At 73.0% G+C, this 15,880-nt stretch carries 16 protein-coding genes; 11 read left to right on the forward strand and 5 right to left on the reverse strand.

All coding sequences use genetic code 11. The features are described from left to right. Nucleotides 1-568, forward strand: a 568-nt coding sequence (locus MFF54_RS00100) for a VIT1/CCC1 transporter family protein (RefSeq protein WP_506289935.1), incomplete at its 5' end; no start/stop codon positions are given. A gap of 54 nt (nt 569-622) precedes the next feature. Continuing rightward, a complete protein-coding gene (locus tag MFF54_RS00105; RefSeq protein WP_238300310.1) occupies nt 623-1,552 on the forward strand; it encodes a metallophosphoesterase family protein in 930 nt (309 codons plus the stop codon). A 258-nt stretch (nt 1,553-1,810) separates the two neighbouring features. Here MFF54_RS00105 and MFF54_RS00110 read toward each other — a convergent pair whose 3' ends face one another. Both MFF54_RS00110 and MFF54_RS00115 read right to left on the reverse strand, forming a co-directional pair. Next, nucleotides 1,811-1,969, reverse strand: coding sequence for a hypothetical protein (locus MFF54_RS00110; RefSeq protein ID WP_238300312.1), 159 nt, complete (start codon nt 1,967-1,969; stop codon nt 1,811-1,813). Between the two features lie 264 nt (nt 1,970-2,233). After that, entirely contained in the window at nt 2,234-3,778 is a 1,545-nt protein-coding gene (locus MFF54_RS00115) for an acetolactate synthase large subunit (protein ID WP_238300559.1), read from the reverse strand. A 176-nt stretch (nt 3,779-3,954) separates the two neighbouring features. Between MFF54_RS00115 and MFF54_RS00120 the strand changes: the two genes are divergently transcribed. From MFF54_RS00120 to MFF54_RS00140, 6 genes are all read left to right on the forward strand, one after another. Beyond that, nucleotides 3,955-5,553: an ABC transporter substrate-binding protein gene (locus MFF54_RS00120; protein ID WP_238300313.1), complete on the forward strand. Its 1,599-nt coding sequence runs from the start codon at nt 3,955-3,957 to the stop codon at nt 5,551-5,553. Between the two features lie 75 nt (nt 5,554-5,628). After that, nucleotides 5,629-6,576 (forward strand): amidase, encoded by a 948-nt coding sequence (locus MFF54_RS00125; RefSeq protein WP_283206231.1) that lies wholly within the window; start codon nt 5,629-5,631, stop codon nt 6,574-6,576. After that, on the forward strand, nt 6,564-7,034 hold the full coding sequence (locus tag MFF54_RS27570) for an amidase family protein (RefSeq protein WP_283206232.1): 471 nt from the start codon (nt 6,564-6,566) through the stop codon (nt 7,032-7,034). The genes MFF54_RS00125 and MFF54_RS27570 overlap by 13 nt, the downstream gene beginning before the upstream one ends. An 18-nt stretch (nt 7,035-7,052) precedes the next feature. Then, a complete protein-coding gene (gene nthA, locus MFF54_RS00130; protein ID WP_238300315.1) occupies nt 7,053-7,706 on the forward strand; it encodes a nitrile hydratase subunit alpha in 654 nt (217 codons plus the stop codon). Continuing rightward, nucleotides 7,703-8,368 (forward strand): nitrile hydratase subunit beta, encoded by a 666-nt coding sequence (gene nthB / locus MFF54_RS00135; RefSeq protein WP_238300317.1) that lies wholly within the window; start codon nt 7,703-7,705, stop codon nt 8,366-8,368. The genes nthA and nthB overlap by 4 nt, the downstream gene beginning before the upstream one ends. Then, entirely contained in the window at nt 8,365-8,685 is a 321-nt protein-coding gene (locus MFF54_RS00140; RefSeq protein ID WP_238300319.1) for a nitrile hydratase accessory protein, read from the forward strand. Before nthB ends, MFF54_RS00140 begins: the two co-directional genes overlap by 4 nt. Nucleotides 8,686-8,881: 196 nt before the next feature. Here MFF54_RS00140 and MFF54_RS00145 read toward each other — a convergent pair whose 3' ends face one another. Beyond that, entirely contained in the window at nt 8,882-9,754 is an 873-nt protein-coding gene (locus tag MFF54_RS00145; protein ID WP_238300320.1) for a chorismate mutase, read from the reverse strand. Nucleotides 9,755-9,808: 54 nt separating this feature from the next. Beyond that, nucleotides 9,809-11,008 carry an acyltransferase family protein gene (locus MFF54_RS00150; RefSeq protein WP_238300322.1) on the reverse strand — a complete coding sequence of 400 codons (1,200 nt, stop codon included), beginning with the start codon at nt 11,006-11,008 and terminating at the stop codon, nt 9,809-9,811. A gap of 325 nt (nt 11,009-11,333) precedes the next feature. Here MFF54_RS00150 and metX point away from each other — a divergent pair, with 325 nt between their 5' ends. Together metX and metW are read left to right on the forward strand one after the other, a co-directional pair. Continuing rightward, nucleotides 11,334-12,548 carry a homoserine O-acetyltransferase MetX gene (gene metX, locus MFF54_RS00155; protein WP_238300324.1) on the forward strand — a complete coding sequence of 405 codons (1,215 nt, stop codon included), beginning with the start codon at nt 11,334-11,336 and terminating at the stop codon, nt 12,546-12,548. Beyond that, nucleotides 12,545-13,252 carry a methionine biosynthesis protein MetW gene (gene metW, locus MFF54_RS00160; RefSeq protein WP_238300326.1) on the forward strand — a complete coding sequence of 236 codons (708 nt, stop codon included), beginning with the start codon at nt 12,545-12,547 and terminating at the stop codon, nt 13,250-13,252. The genes metX and metW overlap by 4 nt, the downstream gene beginning before the upstream one ends. Before the next feature lie 27 nt (nt 13,253-13,279). On the opposite strand, the gene MFF54_RS00165 is transcribed toward metW, so the two are convergent. Continuing rightward, nucleotides 13,280-14,284: an alpha/beta fold hydrolase gene (locus MFF54_RS00165; protein ID WP_283206233.1), complete on the reverse strand. Its 1,005-nt coding sequence runs from the start codon at nt 14,282-14,284 to the stop codon at nt 13,280-13,282. A 144-nt stretch (nt 14,285-14,428) separates the two neighbouring features. Here MFF54_RS00165 and MFF54_RS00170 point away from each other — a divergent pair, with 144 nt between their 5' ends. After that, nucleotides 14,429-15,832 carry an MFS transporter gene (locus MFF54_RS00170; RefSeq protein WP_238300328.1) on the forward strand — a complete coding sequence of 468 codons (1,404 nt, stop codon included), beginning with the start codon at nt 14,429-14,431 and terminating at the stop codon, nt 15,830-15,832. Nucleotides 15,833-15,880: the final 48 nt, after the last annotated feature.

Here is a 15,880-nt window from a genome sequence, read left to right on the forward strand (position 1 = left end):
ATTGGAACAGTTCCAGACAGGTGCGCAGATGGCGATCACGGCGAATCCAGCTCCTCTCGACGATCCGGATGAGCGCCACCGCGCCTTCGTCCTGCGCATCGTGCAGCCGGGGCTCGCGGGCCTGATCGACGGTTCGGTCTCGACCCTGGCGCCGATCTTCGCCGCCGCCTTCGCGACGCATCAGAACGGCCCGACCTTCCTGGTCGGGCTCGCGGCGTCGCTCGGGGCCGGGATCAGCATGGGGCTGACCGAGGCGCTCTCGGACGACGGCCTGGTCACGGGGCGGGGCGATCCGTGGATGCGCGGGCTCGTCTGCGGGGCGATGACCACCCTCGGCGGCCTCGGCCACACCCTGCCGTACGCGATCCCGGACGCGCTTCCGGATCCCTGGCCGAACGCCTTCTGGCTCGCCACCGGCCTGGCGATGCTGGTGGTGGCGGTCGAGCTCGTCGCCATCGCGGCGATCCGCACCCGCTACATGGCGACGCCCTTCGGGCGCGCAGCGCTGCAGGTTCTGCTCGGCGGCGCGCTCGTGCTCGCGACCGGCATAGCGATCGGCAGCGCCTGACGCAGCCGCCGGGCGGCTTGACGCGCGCCGCCGGAGCCGCGATGCGCGGGAGCGATGCCGGATCCCACGCCCTTCCGCCTCGCCCATCTCAGCGACCCGCATGTCGGGCCGCTATCGCGCCCGCGCCTGCACCAGCTGTTCGGCAAGCGGGCGACCGGCTACGCCAACTGGCGGCGCGGGCGCTCGCGCAGCCACGACATGGCGGTGCTCTCCGCCCTGGTGGCGGACCTGCGGGCGCAGGCGCCCGACCACGTCGCCTGCACGGGCGACCTCTGCAATATCGGCCTGCCGAGCGAGTGGGAGACGGCGCGCACCTTCTTGGAGGCCCTGGGCACGCCCGATGCGGTGAGCTTCGTGCCGGGCAACCACGACGCCTACGTGCGCGGCTCGCTGGAAGGCCTGCTCGGCCAGTGCGACCGCTGGACGGCCGACGACGGCGGCTGCGGCAGCCGCTTCCCCTACCTGCGGCGACGCGGGCCGCTGGCGCTCGTCGGCCTCTCGACCGCGATCCCGACGATCCCCTTCGTGGCGAGCGGGCGCCTCGGCGAGGCGCAGATCGCGGCCGCCGAGGCGCTCCTGCGGGCGCTCGCGACGGAGCCCGGCCGGCCCTGCCGGGTGGTGATGATCCACCACCCGCCCCATCCGGGCGGCGCCTCGGCGGGGCGCGAGTTGCGGGACGCGCAGGCCTTCACGGCGATGATCGCCCGGGCCGGTGCGGAGCTGATCCTGCACGGCCACAACCATGTGGCGAGCCTTGCCGCGGTGCCGGGGCCGGGCGGCGGGCGGGTGCCGGTCGTCGGTGCCGCATCGGCCTCCGCCCGGCCCGGTGCGCACGGGCCCTCGCTGCCGCGGCGCGCGGCCTACCTGCTGTTCAGCTTTGAGCAGGCGGGCGACCGCCACGTGATCTCGGCCCGCCAGCGCGGCCTCGATGCGGAGGGACGCGTCGGGGATCTCGGGGAGCTCGCGCTCGACGGCGCGGTCTGAGAAGACCTCAAGGACACGCGGACGGATAAACCGGATGGCGTCGAACCAGGCCGCGCCCCTCTCCCGTGCCGGAGAGGGGACCCGCGCCTCCTACGACAGACGGGAAGCCCTGCGAGCGACGTGGGGAGCAACCCGGGCTATCGGCCCGGCCGCGGCTCAGCTCTGGGTAAGTGGCGCGGCTGGCGGCCACATAACCGCATCGATCTTCAGAGGATGTGAGAGAATGCGGTGCCGCCCTTGCGCGGCGCCGCGAGCGGGTCAAGCGCCCGCTGTGACGAGGCCCTGCTGCTGACGGGCGATGCTCGCCTCGTACCGCTCGGCCTGCAATCGGGTCAGGCCGGAGATCAACGCCGTCATGCCGCGGTAAACAGTATAGGTTCCGTCCTGGGTGGGTCGAACGCGAATCATCTCGGACATCGGAGCCATCCTGTGTTGGATCTTGCCTCTGGACGACGCACTTCTTCCAACGCGCCGGGCGCGGAGGAATTATTCTCCTTGTGTCTCCTTGAAACGGTCTGCGAAGTTGGAACGTTAACTCAACGAGAACCGGACGCAAGTGATTCTCCGGCCGTCCGCGCAAGTATTTCCGCTGCAGTGCAGTAAAGCCGACGCACCCGCCCGACGCGCCCGGAATGCCAGTCTAACCCGGATCCCATGACGTCCCGGCGACGGGCGCCCGACCTACAGCGCCACCTCGATCAGGAAGGGCCCCCGCCGCGCCAGCGCGTGCGCGAACACGTCGGTGAAGGCCTCCAGCGTCTCGACGCGGCGGGCCTCGACGCCGTAGCCGCGGGCGAGGCTGACCCAGTCGACCGGCGGGTTGTCGAGCGAGAGCATGCCGAGCGCCTTCGGACCGGGATTGTGCGCCCCGACATTGGCGAGTTCGCCCCGCAGGATCGCGTAGGCGCGGTTCGACCAGATCAGCGTCACCACGTCGAGGCGCTCGCGCGCCTGGGTCCAGAGGGCCTGGGCGGTGTAGAGCGCGCTCCCGTCCGCCTGGAGGTTGATCACCTTGCGGTCGCGCGCCGCGACCGCGGCACCCGTCGCCATCGGGATGCCGACGCCGATCGCGCCGCCGGAGAGCTGGAGCCAGCTATGCGGCGCGGCGCCGTGGGTCGCGGCGAAGAAGTTGCGGCCCGTGGTCAGCGACTCGTCGCAGACGATCGCGCCCTCCGGCATCAGCGCGCCGAGCACGCGGCCGATCGCGTCGTCCTCGAGCCGGCCCGCGCCCGGAAGCTCCGGCCGCGGCGGCGGGACCACGTCGATATCGTCCGGCGCGCCGACCGCCTCGGCCAGCCGCTCCAGCGCCTCGACCTGGTCCTCCTCGGGCGTGGCCAGCGTCACCGTCTCGCAATCGGGATGGGTGAGAACGCTCGGCTTGCCCGGATAGGCGAAGAAGCCGACCGGCCGGGTGGCGCCCGCAAGCACGACCCGGCGATAGGGCGCCAGCACCGCGATCGCCTGGTCGATCGGGTAGGGCAGCCGCTCGACCGGCACCTGGCCCGCGCCGCGGTCGATGCGGGCATTGGCCTGCATGGCGAGGAGCTTCGCGCCGGTCTTGGCCGCGATCCGGGCCGCGATGCGCTTGCCCGCACCGCGCACCGCCCGGTCGCCGAGATGGAGCAGGGCCGGCTCGCCGCTCGCGAGCGCGGCAGCGGCGGCCGCCACCGCGTCGTCGCTCACCCGCGCCCGCTCGGGCGACGGCGGGACGGGGGCGATTCCGGAGCCCGGCTGCCATGCGGTATCGGCGGGCAGGATCAGGGTGGCGATCCGCCCCGGGGCGGTGCGGGCGGCCTGGATCGCCGCCGCGCCGTCGGCCGCGACTTCCGCCGCGCGCGTGCCGGTGCGGGTCCAGGCCGAGACGGTGGCGGCCAGCGCCTCGATGTCCGAGGTCAGGGGCGCGTCGTATTGCCGGTGATAGGTCGCGTGCTCGCCCACGATGTTGACCACCATCGAGCGGGCGCGGCGGGCGTTGTGGAGGTTGGCCCAGCCGTTGGCGAGGCCGGGGCCGAGATGGAGCAGCGTCGAGGCCGGCTTGTCGGCGACGCGGGCGTAGCCGTCCGCCGCGCCCGTCGCGCCGCCCTCGAACAGGAACAGCACGCATTCCATGCCCGCGACCCGGTCGAGGGCCGCCACGAAATGCATCTCCGAGGTGCCCGGATTGGTGAAGCAGACCTCGACCCCGCCCGCCACCAGGGTGCGCACGAGGCTCTCGGCCCCGTTCATCGGCTCGGACACGGCTCGGCTCTCCTCGCGCCGGCTGATCCGGCTCCACGCGCATGGTGGCGCGCGGCGGCGCGGCCCGGCAAGCCCCTGCCGCATGGCTGGCCCTGCACCGGCCGCGGGAAGCTTGGCCTGCAACTTGCGGATGCGTGGCGCCCGCAACCCACCGTCGAGTTTCCATGACGCTCAAACGTGCACTGGCCGCCCTCGCTCTGCTCGGCGGCCTCGGCGCACCGGCCGAGGCCCAGATGACGCTGCGCATCGCCATGACGGCCAGCGACATCCCGACGGCCACCGGCATGCCGAACAACGGCTTCGAGGGGATGCGCTTCCTCGGCTACCCGGTCTTCGAATCGCTGGTGCTCTGGGACCTCGACCGGACCGACCGCCCCGCGGGACTGCGGCCCGGCCTCGCCACCCGCTGGGAGCAGGCGGCGGACGACCCGAAGACCTGGATCTTCCACCTGCGCGAGGGCGTCGCCTTCCACGACGGCGCGCCCTTCGACGCCGACGCGGTGATCTGGAACCTCGACCGCTACTTCCGGAACGACAGCCCGCACTTCGAGGCCCCGGCGGCCGGCATCACCCGGGCACGGGTGCCGCTGCTCGCGACCTACCGGAAGATCGACGACCGCACGGTGGCGATCACCACCACGCAGGCGGCCTCGTACTTCCCCTACATGGCGGTCTACATCCTGTTCACCTCGCCGCGCTCCTTCGCGGCGGCCGGGGGCGACTGGAGCAAGGTCGCGGCCCTGCCGGCCGCGGGCACCGGCCCGTTCCGGATCACCCGCGTCGCCCCGCGCGAGGCGGTCGATCTCGCCCGCAACGACGCCTACTGGGACGCGGACCGGCGCGCCCGGGTCGAGCGCGTGCGCCTGATGCCGATCCCGGAGGCGAATGCGCGGCTGGCCGCGCTCCGCGCGGGTCAGGTCGACTGGATCGAGGTGCCGGCCTCGGACGGCATCCCGTCGCTGAAGGCGGCGGGTTTCGCGGTCGCCACCGGCTCCTACCCGCATGTCTGGCCGTGGATGTACAATATCGGCGCCAAGGACAGCCCGCTGAAGGACGTGCGGGTGCGCCAAGCGCTGAACTACTGCATCGACCGCGACGGCATCGTGGCGCTGCTCAACGGCACGGCCGAGCCGGCGCTCGGCTGGCTCAAGGCGGGCGACCCGAATTTCGGCGCACCCCAGAACCGCTACGGCTTCGACCCGGCCAAGGGCCGGGCGCTGCTGGCGCAGGCCGGCTTCGACGCGGCCAAGCCGCTGCGCTTCGGCGTGATGGTCTCGACCTCGGGCTCGGGGCAGATGCTGCCGATGCCGATGAACGAGTACCTGCAGGAGAACCTGAAACAGGCCTGCGGCGTCGAGGTGTCCTTCACCGTGGTCGAGTGGCAGGTGCTGCTCAATTCCGGCCGGGCGGGGCCCGACAGCCCGAGCCTGCAGGGCGCGATGGCCCTCAACATCTCGTCGCCCTCCTCGGATGCCGGGGTGATGGCCCGCTACTTCGCCTCCGACCGCTTCCCGCCGAACGGCTTCAACTTCCCGAACTGGCGGGACGGGGCCTTCGACGCCGCGATGACGCAGCTCGCCGGATCGACCGATCCGCAGGCGGTCGCCGCCGCGACCCGCGCGGCCCACGAGCGCCTCGTGGACGACCCGCCCTGGCTCTACGTGGTGCACGACCTCAACGCCCGGGCGATGTCGCCCCGGGTCACCGGCTTCGTCTCCCCCCAATCCTGGTTCCTCGACCTGACGCGGGTGGGAATGAAGTAGCGCGTCGAGAGACTGCCCTCCCCGCGGAAGGGGAGGGAGCGCGCTCGGCGCGCTTCAACGCAACAAGGCAACCCGATGACCGATACCCCGACCGATCTCTCCCTCCTGTCCGCCAAGGCCCTGGCGGAGGGCATCGCCGCCAAGCGGTTCTCCCCCGTCGACGCGGTCGAGGCGCTGCTCGCGCGCATCGAGGCGCAGGATCCCAAGTTCCGGGCCTTCACGGCGGTCTACGCCGCCGACGCCCGGCTCGCCGCCGAGGGCGCCGACCGGGCGATCCGCTCCGGACACACGGTCGGCCCGCTGCACGGGGTGCCCGTCGCGCTGAAGGACCTCGTGGACCTCGACGGGCGCATCACGATGGGGGGATCGGCCGCCCACCGGGCGCGGGTCGCCGCCGGCACCGCCACCGTCGCCCGGCGGCTGATCGCACAGGGCATGATCGTGCTGGGCAAGACCCACACGGTCGAGTTCGCCTATGGCGGCTGGGGCACCAACCAGCATCTCGGCACGCCCTGGAACCCGTGGGACCTGCAGACGCCCCGCACGCCCGGCGGCTCCAGCAGCGGCACGGGCGTGGCGGTCGCCGCCCGCATGGCGCCCTGGGGGCTCGGCACCGACACGGGCGGCTCGGTGCGGCTGCCGGCCTCCTTCTGCGGGCTCAGCGGCCTCAAGGTGACGGTCGGGCGCATCTCAACCCACGGCATCGTGCCGCTCTCGACCACCCTCGACACGCCCGGGCCGATGGCCCGCACCGTCGAGGACGCGGCGCTGCTCTACCGGGCGATGTCCGGCCCCGATCCGCTCGACCCGACCACGCGGGGCATCGAACCCCACGACCCGCTCCCCACCCTCTACCGCGGCGTGCGGGGCCTGCGGCTCGCCCGCATGCCCGAATCCGAGCGCGACGGCGTGGATGCCGCCGTCCTCGCCGCCTACGACCGGGCGCTCGACACCCTCGCGGATCTCGCCGCCGGATCGTCACGATCAGCCTGCCCTTCCGCTTCGCCGACTTGTTCGCCCTGAGCGCGATCACCAACGCCGAGGCCTACTTCACCAACGGGGCGCTGGCCGAGGACCCGGCGAGCCCGCTCGGCGACGCGGTGCGGGCGCGCATCCTCGCCGGGGCGAAGCTCTCGGCGCAGGACTATCTCGCGACGATCCGGCGGCGCGAGGCGATGAAGCGGGCCCTCGGCGCGGCCCTGGAGGGCTTCGACGCCCTGCTCACCCCCACCACCGAGACGCCCGCCATCCCGCTCGACAGCGTGGACGAGGACCACCTGCCCTCGCGCTTCTGCCGCTTCGGCAACCTGCTCGACCTCTGCGGGCTCGCCCTGCCGAGCGGCTACACGCAGGCCGGCCTGCCGCTCTCGCTGCAGATCGTCTGCCGCGGCTACGACGAGGCCACGGCGCTGCGCATCGGCCAGGCCTACCAGGGGGCTACGGACTGGCACCTGCGCCTGCCGCCGGGTATCTCTGGCTGAGGTGAGACAGGGGCGGCCATGGCGCACGACCACCACGATCATGAGCACCCGCACGATCACACGCATGATCACCCGCACGGCAGCGACCTGACGCCGGTCGAGGCGCGGGTGCGGGCGCTCGAATCGCTCCTGGTCGAGAAAGGCTACGTGGAGCCGGCCGCCCTCGACGCGCTCGTCGAGATGTACGAGACGCAGGTCGGCCCGCATAACGGCGCCCGGGTGGTCGCCCGAGCCTGGACCGACCCGGCCTTCCGGGCGCGGCTCCTCGCCGACGCCACGCCGGCCATCGCCGAGCTCGACATCGGCGGGCGCGGCGGCGAGCACATGGTGGTGGTGGCCAACGCGCCGGGCGAGCACAACCTCGTCGTCTGCACCCTCTGCTCCTGCTATCCCTGGCCGGTGCTCGGCCTGCCGCCGGTCTGGTACAAGGCGCCGCCCTACCGGGCACGCGCCGTGATCGACCCGCGCGGGGTGCTGGCCGAATTCGGCCTGCACCTGCCCGAGAGCACCCGCATCACGGTCTGGGATTCGACCGCCGAGACCCGCTACATGGTCCTGCCCGAGCGCCCGGCCGGCACCGAGGGCTGGGACGAGACGCGGCTCGCCGCGCTGGTCACCCGCGACGCGATGATCGGCACCGGCCTGGCGAAGGCTCCGGAGCAGGCCGCATGAACGGCGCCCAGGATCTCGGCGGCATGCACGGGCTCGGCCCCGTGCGGCCGGAGCCCGACGAGCCGGTCTTTCATGCCGATTGGGAGCGCCGCGTCTTCGCGCTGGCGCTCGCCATGGGCTTCACCGGCACGTGGAATCTCGACGGCTCGCGCGCCGCCCGCGAATCGCTGCCGCCGGCCGAGTACCTCGCGTCGAGCTACTACGCGATCTGGCTGCGGGCGCTGGAGCGCCAAGTCGCCGCCCACGGCCTCGCCAGTCCGGAGGAGATGGCGCGCGGCGTCTCCGAGGCGCCGGCCCGACCGGTGGCGCGGGTGCTGACGGCCGAGGTTCTGGGCCCGCGTTTCCGCGCCGGCTTCCCGAGCGACCGGCCGGCGCAGGCACCCGCGCGCTTCGCCGTGGGTGACGCGGTGCGCGCCCGCAACCTCCATCCGGCCGGCCATACGCGCCTGCCGCGCTACGTCCGGGGCCGTCCCGGCCGCGTCGAGCGGGTGCACGGCGCCTTCGTGCTGCCGGACAGCAACGCGACCGGCGCGGGCGAGAACCCGGCCTGGCTCTACACCGTGGCCTTCGCCGCCGCCGAGCTGTGGGGGCCGGACGCCGATCCGAACCAGCGGGTGATGGTCGAGATGTTCGAGCCCTATCTCGACCCGGTCGCCGCGTGAGCGCGCCGGAGCCCGGCCCCTTCGCGGCCCCCTGGGAGGCGCAGGTCTTCGCCCTGGTGGTGAGCTTGCGCGACGCGGGCGTATTCACGTGGGCCGAGTGGGCCGCGGCGCTCGGCCGGGCGATCCGCCCCGGGGACGACCCGGAGGCGGCGGCCGATTACGGCCGCTGGCTCGCCGCGCTGGAGGCGTTGCTGACGGAACGCGGCATCGCGGCCCCGGAGGGCGTGGACGCCCGCCGCGACGCGTGGCTGCGCGCGGCTGCGGCGACGCCGCACGGCCAGCCGATCCGCCTGGAAAACGACCCGCTGCGGTCCTGACGGTACGAACCGGAAGTCCTGGTTTCGAAAGGTCGAGACCTTTCGCGGGTGCAGGGCAGAGCCCTGCTGTCGGCTTCCGGACCCGGCATGGCCGGGTCCGGAAGCCGAATTCGGGGCTGCGCGCCCCGAACCCCGCCTGCAGCGCCCTTGGGCGCCGAAAGGGCCTGAGACCCTTTGGGATCCCCTGACCTTGCGCTCAGACCCGGAAGCGCGCGGCGTGGCTGCCGGTCTCGTCCAGCGTCGTGACGCCCGCGCCGGCTCGGTCGAGCGCCTCGTGCAGCTGCCGCGTCCCCACGCCACCCGGCAGGGCCAGCAGCAGGCGCTCGGTCTCGCCCCGGGGTTTGGCCCGCCCCACCACCTCGCCGTAGAGGTCGTGGAGCGCCCGCTCCGCCTCGTCCGGCCAGGCCTCAGCCCGGACCGCGTAGAGCACCCAGTCGCGCTGGGCCGCACTTGGGTCGTCGAGGGGCTTGGCGACCACGAAGACCGGCGTGCCTGCGGGGTGGGCGGGCCGCTCGATGAAGGGCAGGCGGGCGATCACCTTCGGGCGTCCCTCGCCGATCAGGCCCTCCCACCAGGCCTCGCCCTTCGGCGGGTGCGCGGCGCCGTTCGGGGCCCGGCTCTCGAAGCGGAAGATGCCGAGGTCGCCGCGGGAGGCGGCCACCGCCTCGATCACCGCCGCGCAGGTCGGATGCGGCCGGTAGGGCACCGTGAAGCCGAAATGGAAGCGGGCGGAGTCGCGCATCGCCGAGTCGCCCGCCGAGACGTCGGCGTGGACCGAGAACGGCGCCTGCACGTAGGTGAAGGTGGCGATGATGACCCGCCAGATTCCCTCGACGGTGTCGAGCGGCAGCAGGCCCCGGTGGCGCTCGGCCACCCGGCGCATCATCGAGGCCTCGCGGCCCGGCCGGAAGGCCGAGCCCGAGGCAGTGGTGCCCTTCACGGCGATCAGCCGGTCGATGATCGTGCCGCGCTGGATCAGCAGGGCGTGCATCTCGGCGTCGATCCGGTCGATCTCCGCCCGCAGCGCCGCGAGGTCCGCACCCGGATTGGCTTTGCTGGAGAAGCGCATCGTGCTCGCGTGTGCGGCCGGATCGCGGCCGGGCCTCCGTCGTGAAACCCTCCTTTACGATTCCCGCGGGCCGAGGGCCAGCGGCAGCGACCCGCCGGCGGGAACAAGCGCGCCGCGGTGCACGGGCGGCGCGGCGAGCGCCGACGCGACCGAGGTTCCGGCCTCCGCCACGGAGGCGACGGAAGCCGCCGAGGCCGCGGCCGCGCCGTCGAGCAGCGACCGGCCACGCCGCAGGATGGTGGCCGGCGCGCGCAGGGCCGCCGAGGGTCGCACGAACAGGCAGGCAGCCGGCGTGCCTCGCAGCACGCGCTCCAGGGCGAGCGGCAGCAGGATGCCGGCAGCCGTGAGCGCGAGGCTCGCGGTGCCGACGTCGAAGGGCAGCCCGTAGCGCACCATCAGCGCGCGCAAGGCGGCGACCGGGGCGAAGGCCGCGAGGTAGATCACGATGGACCGGTAGCCCGCATAGGCGAGCGCCGGTCCGGCGACGCTGCGCTCCAGCAGCGTCGCGAGTGCGATCACCCCGAACACGCCCAGCGCACCGAGGGGCATCGCGACGAGCGGGGCTTCGGCGACCATGGTGTGGCCGAGGGCCGGGACGACGGTGAAGATCAGGACCGCGTTGACGACGAGCCAGCCCCCTGTCACCCCGGCGGCGAGGGCCGGGCGGGCGCGCATCCGCGCCCCGAAGGCGCGGATCTGCGGGGCGAGGCGGTAGCCGGCGTAGAAGAACAGGTAGGTGTCGCAGGCGACGTCGAGGATATGCCAGCCGGTCGTGACGTCGCTCCCGGCGAGACCGAGCGCCACGCCCAGGACCACCGGGGCGGCCACGCCCTCGACGAGCCGCGTCACCAGCGCGAACAGGGCGAGCGCGTAGAGGAACCACAGGGTCGAGAACGGCTCGACGTAGGACCACGCGACATGGCTCAGGGTGCCGGCGAGCGTGCCGCCGCCGAGGTGCGGGAAGCGGATCACCTCCTGGATCAGCAGCCAGAGCGTGTAGAAGTACAGGTAGTGGAACACCCGTCGCTCGAGGAAGGGGCGCCAGTCCGAGGCCAGGGCGCGCCCGAGGAACAGGCCTGAGAGCGCGAAGAAGGTCGGCATCCGGAAGGGCTGGGCGAAATCGGCGATCGCGTGGGCGTAGCCGCGCTCGCCCAGGGCGTCCTCCAGGCCGAGGGTGGCGTGCATCAGCACCACGAGGCCGATGCACAGGCCCTTGGCGATCTCGACCCAGGCGAGTGGCGTGCGCTCTGGCACGGCCGGATCTGCGGCGGATAGTGAGATTACGCGCATCGGACGCCCCCACCGATCGGGAAGAGCAATCTCCCGGTCCGCCATTCCCGTCCGACGACAGTGAAGAAACAGAAAAAGCCGTCCGCCGGTCAGACTTTATTCTTAACAACCCCGCACCCGGCCGCGGGGCCGGGCAGCCTCCGGAACGCGTCGAGCGCGCGCATCGCGCGCGCAGGCCTGCCCTTTCGTTGACGCCCCCCGCCCCGCATACTACCTCCGGCGGTCAAACGAACGTGCCGCGCGCCCTGCACGTGCTCTCCGAAAGGGCGCGCCCGCCAGACGAACGGTCATGGACAACGCCCCCGACACCGCCCTGAGGTCCGCTCCCGCGGTGGAGTCCGGCCGCGGGATGCGCCCGAGCCCGGAGACCAGCCAGGCCCTGGAGCCGCAGAGCCCGGTCGCCCGCTTCGGTCCCGACCGGCCGCTGGCGATGGATGCCGGGGTGAACCTGAGCCCCTTCCAGATCGCCTACCAGACCGCGGGCACGCTCAACGCCGACCGCTCCAACGCGGTGCTGATCTGCCACGCGCTCACCGGCGACCAGCACTTCGCCCACCGCCACCCGGTCACCGCCAAGCCTGGCTGGTGGGAGACGCTGGTGGGTCCCGGCAAGCCCGTCGACACCGACCGCTACTTCGTGGTCTGCTCGAACGTGATCGGCTCCTGCATGGGCTCGACCGGTCCGGCTTCCCTCGACCCGGCGACCGGCCGGCCCTACGGCCCGGATTTCCCGCTCGTCACCATCCGCGACATGGTCCGGGCCCAGGCGATGCTGATCGAGCATCTGGGCATCCGGGACCTGTTCCTCTGCATCGGCGGCTCGATGGGCGGGATGCAGGTTCTGCAATGGGCGGCGCTCTACCCAGAGCGGGTCTTCGCCGCGATGCCGATCGCCACGGGCCCCCGGCACTCGGCCCAGAACATCGCCTTCCACGAGGTCGGCCGGCAGGCGATCATGGCCGATCCCGCCTGGGCGGACGGGCGCTACCTCGAGGCCGGCAAGCGGCCGACCAAGGGGCTCGGCGTCGCCCGGATGGGCGCGCACATCACCTACCTGTCGGAGGCCGCGCTCCACCGGAAGTTCGGGCGCCGCTTCCAGGCCGGCAGCGCGCCGACCTTCTCGTTCAGCGCCGACTTCCAGGTGGAGAGCTACCTGCGCCACCAGGGCGTCAGCTTCGTCGAGCGCTTCGACGCCAACGCCTATCTCTATCTCACCCGGGCGATGGACTATTTCGATCTGGCCGAGGACCATGGCGGCGTGCTCGCCAACGCCTTCCGGGGCACCAAGACGCGGTTCTGCGTGATGTCCTTCACCTCCGACTGGCTGTTCCCGACACGGGAGTCCCGCGCCATCGTGCACGCGCTGAACGCCGCCTCGGCGCCTGTCGCCTTCGTGGAGGTCGAGAGCGACAAGGGCCACGACGCCTTCCTGCTCGACGAACCGGCAATGTATTCCGCCGCCAAGGGCTTCATCGACGCCGCCGCGCGGGCGCGCGGGCTATGAGCGCGCGGGCTGTGAACGGGCCGGCGGCGGCCGACGTGCCCTGGGACGCGACCCAGTCCCTGCCGCGCGAGGGCAGCGAGGGCGGCGCGCGCGTCGACCACCTCGTGGTGCTCGGCTTCGTGTCCCCCGGCGCGCGGGTGCTCGACATCGGCTGCGGCGACGGCACCCTGCTGGCGCTGCTGCGTGACCGGCGCGGCGTGGACGGGCGCGGCATCGAGTTGTCCCGCGCGGGCGTGAACGCCTGCCTCGCCCGGGGCCTCTCGGTGATCCAGGGCGACGCCGACACGGATCTGGCCGCCTATCCGGACGACGCCTTCGACGTGGTGGTTCTGTCCCAGACCATCCAGGCGACGCGCAACCCCCGGATCGTGCTGGAGCACCTGCTGCGCATCGGCCGGCAGGTGATCATCTCCTTCCCGAATTTCGGGCATTGGCGGGTGCGAGCCGAGCTCGCGTTTCGCGGGCGGATGCCGGTGACCGAGATCCTGCCGGAAGCCTGGTACGAGACCCCCAACATCCACCACTGCACCATCCGCGACTTCGTCGGCCTGTGCCGGCTCGTCGGCGCGAAGATCGAGACCGCCGCGGCGCTCGACGCGCGCGGGCGCCCGATGCGCTTTGCGATGCCCTGGTGGTTCTGGAACCTGATCGGCGCGCAGGGGGTGTTCCTGCTCCGGCGCGACGGCGCGGCCGGGGAGCGGTGACGGGCCCCGGCGCACCGATCCCGCCCCTCAATGCCCGTCGAGGAAGTCCAGCACCCGGGCATTGAAGCGGTCGGTGGCCTCCATGTGGACGAGGTGGCCGATCCCGTCGAACACCTCCGCCCGCCCGTTCGGCATCCGGGCGGCGAGCGCCCGCGCGTTCTCGGCGTTGCGGCCCATCTTCGCGGCGAGTTCCGGCGGGGCGTAGGGCTTGCCGGGGGCGTTGTGGTCGTTGGCGCCCAGCAGGAACAGGGTCGGCGCCTGCACCAGCGGGATCTCGTGCACCACCGGCTGGCCCCAGATCGCCTGATAGGAGTTCACGAAGGACTGCAGCCAGCGCGGATACTCGCCCGAGCCCTTCACCCGCTCGCGGATCTCCACGAAGGGCTCGATCGCTGATTCTGGCAGGGAGAGCGCGTAGGACGTCATGAGCTGCCGGCGGTAGGCCGCGGCGCTAAGATCCCCCTCGCGCTTCAGCAGCACGTCGTTACCGACCGGCGGCACGCTGAACCGGTAATCCTCCAGCCCGATCGGCGCCTCCAGCACGAGGCTGTTGACCCGCTCCGGCGCGTTGCGGGCGAGCCGCACGGCGAGCATCCCGCCCATCGAGTGGGCCACCACGTCGACCCGGCGCAGACCCAGCGCGTCGAGGAGGGCCACGGTGTCGGCGGCCATCCGGTCGAAGGTGAAGGGCCCGACGGGCTTGGCGGACTTGCCGAAGCCGAGCTGGTCGGGCGCCACCACCCGGTAGCCCGCGCCCGAGAGCGCCGCGATCACCGGCGCCCAGTAGCTCGACGGGAAATTGCGCCCGTGCAGGAGCAGGACCGTGCGGCCGTTCGGCGTGCCCTGCGGGGCCACGTCCATGTAGGCGAGGCGCTGCGCCTCGCCGTCGCGGGTCAGCGGCAGATACGAGACCGGATACGGGTAGGCGAAGCCCTCGAGCGCGATGCCGAGCGGCTCGGGGGCCTGCGCGGCGGCTGGCAGGGCCAGAGCGAGGGCGACGCAGAGGGCGGGGAACAAGGGGGGACGGCGCATGTCGGCTCCGGTTCGGTCTGCGCCCGGCGACACGGCACCCGTCGCCTCGCGCGCGGGGTGACATAGGGCACATCTCCCGCCTCGACGGGAGGCCCCCTGTCGGCGACAGGGAAACGATCACCCCCATCACGGAGCGCGGGCAGGATGGCCGAGTCGGCCGGGCAGGCAGTGAGCGGGTCTCCGGGCGGCGCTCAGGACGGGCTGCCGGTGCGCGAGCGGCTGCTCGCCATGCTGGCGATCGCGCTCGCCATGACGATGGCGGTGCTCGACGGCGCCATCGTCAACGTGGCGCTGCCGGTGATGGCGCGCGACCTCTCGGTCTCGGCCGGCGACGCGATCTTCGTGGTCAACGCCTACCAGATTGCCGTGACCGCCGCGCTGCTGCCGCTGGCCTCGCTCGGCGACATCCTCGGATACAGGCGGGTCTATCTCGGGGGACTCGCGGTCTTCGTCGCGGCCTCGCTTGCCTGTGCGCTGGCTCCCAGCCTCGACCTCCTGGTGCTCGGCCGGATCGCGCAGGGGCTCGGGGCGGCCGGGGTGATGAGCGTGAACATCGCGCTGGTGCGCTTCGTCTACCCGCACCGGATGATCGGGCGCGGCGTCGGCAACGTCGCCCTGGTGGTGGCGGTGGCCTCCGCGGCCGGGCCGACGGTCGCGGCCGCACTCCTCTCGGTCGCCTCGTGGCCCTGGCTGTTCCTCGTCAACATCCCGGTCGGGCTGCTGGCGCTGGCGGTGGCCTCCCGCACCCTGCCGGCGACGCCCCGCAACGGCCGACGCTTCGATTGGATCAGCGCGGGCCTCAACGCGCTGACCTTCGGCCTGCTGATCGTCGGCATCGACGGACTCGGCGAGCCGGCGCGGCGGCCCCAGGCGCTCGCCGAACTCGCGGCCGCCCTCGTCATCGGCACCATCTTCGTGCGCCGGCAGATGCGGCTCGCCGCGCCGCTCCTGCCGGTCGATCTCCTGCGGATCCCGGCCTTCGCGCTGTCGATGGCCTCCTCGATCCTGGCCTTCTCGGCGCAGCTCATCGCCTACATCGCCCTGCCCTTCTACTTCCAGGACGTGCTGCACCTCTCGAGCACGCAGGCCGGCTTCCTGCTGACGCCCTGGCCGCTCGCCATCGCCATCGCGGCCCCGATCTCCGGGCGGCTGGCCGACCGCTACCCGCCGGGGCTGCTCGGCGGCCTCGGTCTCGCCGTGATGGCGGCGGGCCTCGCCGCCGTGGCGCTGCTGCCGCCCGAGCCCGCCACCCTCGACATCGTCTGGCGCCTCGTGCTCTGCGGGCTCGGCTTCGGCCTGTTCCAGTCGCCGAACAACCGCGTCATCATCACGGCCGCCCCGCGGGAGCGCAGCGGCGGCGCCAGCGGCATGCAATCGACCGCCCGCCTGACCGGGCAGTCGCTGGGGGCCGCCCTGGTGGCGGTGGTGTTCGGATTGACGCATGGGCGCGGCGCGGACGCGGCCATCGGCGTCTCGCTCTGGTGCGCCGTGATGCTGGCGCTCGCCGGCATCGTCACCAGCGTGCTGCGGCACAGGCCCGAGCGCTAGCGGCGGCGCGCCCCGCGCAAAAGAAGGACCGGCAGCCTCAGGGGCTCC

The organism is Methylobacterium gregans (assembly GCF_022179245.1).
Taxonomy (GTDB): domain Bacteria; phylum Pseudomonadota; class Alphaproteobacteria; order Rhizobiales; family Beijerinckiaceae; genus Methylobacterium; species Methylobacterium gregans.

Bases quoted from the DNA above. Each gene is read 5' to 3' on its own strand.
- MFF54_RS00170 (WP_238300328.1), top strand. From the start codon at position 14,429: ATGGCCGAGTCGGCCGGGCAGGCAGTGAGCGGGTCTCCGGGCGGCGCT.
- MFF54_RS00125 (WP_283206231.1), top strand. From the start codon at position 5,629: ATGACCGATACCCCGACCGATCTCTCCCTCCTGTCCGCCAAGGCCCTG.
- metX (WP_238300324.1), top strand. From the start codon at position 11,334: ATGGACAACGCCCCCGACACCGCCCTGAGGTCCGCTCCCGCGGTGGAG.
- MFF54_RS00165 (WP_283206233.1), bottom strand. From the start codon at position 14,284: ATGCGCCGTCCCCCCTTGTTCCCCGCCCTCTGCGTCGCCCTCGCTCTG.
- nthA (WP_238300315.1), top strand. From the start codon at position 7,053: ATGGCGCACGACCACCACGATCATGAGCACCCGCACGATCACACGCAT.
- MFF54_RS00110 (WP_238300312.1), bottom strand. From the start codon at position 1,969: ATGTCCGAGATGATTCGCGTTCGACCCACCCAGGACGGAACCTATACT.
- MFF54_RS00115 (WP_238300559.1), bottom strand. From the start codon at position 3,778: ATGAACGGGGCCGAGAGCCTCGTGCGCACCCTGGTGGCGGGCGGGGTC.
- MFF54_RS00145 (WP_238300320.1), bottom strand. From the start codon at position 9,754: ATGCGCTTCTCCAGCAAAGCCAATCCGGGTGCGGACCTCGCGGCGCTG.
- MFF54_RS00105 (WP_238300310.1), top strand. From the start codon at position 623: ATGCCGGATCCCACGCCCTTCCGCCTCGCCCATCTCAGCGACCCGCAT.
- nthB (WP_238300317.1), top strand. From the start codon at position 7,703: ATGAACGGCGCCCAGGATCTCGGCGGCATGCACGGGCTCGGCCCCGTG.
- metW (WP_238300326.1), top strand. From the start codon at position 12,545: ATGAGCGCGCGGGCTGTGAACGGGCCGGCGGCGGCCGACGTGCCCTGG.
- MFF54_RS00120 (WP_238300313.1), top strand. From the start codon at position 3,955: ATGACGCTCAAACGTGCACTGGCCGCCCTCGCTCTGCTCGGCGGCCTC.